The sequence below is a fragment of the Flavobacterium sp. AK-301 genome, from assembly GCF_058310215.1.
This window is the reverse complement of record NZ_JBZEES010000039.1, coordinates 1-1,012: the sequence shown is the minus strand read 5'-3', so window position 1 is coordinate 1,012 and position 1,012 is coordinate 1. Positions and strand designations below refer to the sequence as shown.

Genomic DNA, 1,012 nt, shown 5'->3' with positions numbered 1-1,012 from the left:
TTATTTAAAGAATCAATATCCTTAAATAGGTTTTCTTCATTAAAAAAATCCTTCATCCCTACACCAAGAGCATTTGCTATTTTTTCTACTGATGAGAATTGCGGGTCTACTTTTCCATTTTCAATTTTCGAGTATTGGCTCGGGTTCATACTTAAAGTCATGGCTACCTCTTTTTGAGATAATCCTTTGGTTTCCCGGACTTTTTTAATTCTATCGCCTATATTCATAATTAGAAAGTATCTATAAGACCGTAAAAGTACTAAAAATAGACATTATAATAATGTTTTAAATTTTAATGAAAATAATAATGTATATATAAATACATTTAATATATTTGCTAAATGTATTTATAGATACAATAATAATTTAAAACTTATATATCCTATGAAAAAACTCTCCTATCCTCTATACATGAAAGGCGAATGTTACGAATTATTAGAAAAAGTCCGCATCAATCTTTATTTAAAAATTTCAGGCAAATGGTTAGAAGACTACGGCTTCAGTTTAGATTCAAAAGTATGTCTTCGGGCAGAACAAGGCGTTTTGATTATTGAGTTAGATCAAGAAGAAGAAGAAATCGAATGTGAACTTTTAAAAGACAGCGTATGACCATTTCAGAAATCAAAAGCCATTTACGTTTATCCGAAGTCCTGAAACATTACGGCTTAACACCGAATAAAAACGGTATGTTGCTTTGTCCATGGCATGAAGATAAAACCGCGAGTTTACAAGTAAATTTAGAGAAGGATTTTTACAAATGCCATGCTTGCGATAAAAAAGGCGATGTGATCCAGTTTGTTCAGGATTACGAAAAAATAAGCAAACACGAAGCCCTTTTAAAATGTAAAGAAATTTTTGGAATTAGTCCAAGCGTTACCAATGTAAAGCCACAACCAAAAGAATTGGTAAACTATGAAGTGATTTTTGCCGATCTAAAACCCAAACTGAATCAAAGTTCCAAAGCCAAAGCCTATTTAAAACAAAGAAATCTGGATGCTACAAAACTAGATAT

The 1,012-nt window shown here is 31.1% G+C and carries 3 protein-coding genes; 2 read left to right on the top strand and 1 reads right to left on the bottom strand.

The annotated features are described in order from the left end of the window. On the bottom strand, positions 1-227 hold a 227-nt coding region (locus tag AC4FQX_RS15145; protein WP_491168558.1), incomplete at its 3' end, for a helix-turn-helix domain-containing protein. 157 nt (positions 228-384) lie between these two features. Between AC4FQX_RS15145 and AC4FQX_RS15140 the strand changes: the two genes are divergently transcribed. Together AC4FQX_RS15140 and AC4FQX_RS15135 are read left to right on the top strand one after the other, a co-directional pair. Continuing rightward, positions 385-609: a SymE family type I addiction module toxin gene (locus AC4FQX_RS15140; RefSeq protein WP_491168557.1), complete on the top strand. Its 225-nt coding sequence runs from the start codon at positions 385-387 to the stop codon at positions 607-609. Next, positions 606-1,012: CHC2 zinc finger domain-containing protein (locus AC4FQX_RS15135; RefSeq protein ID WP_491168556.1), on the top strand; the 407-nt coding region annotated here is incomplete at its 3' end. The genes AC4FQX_RS15140 and AC4FQX_RS15135, both read left to right, overlap by 4 nt.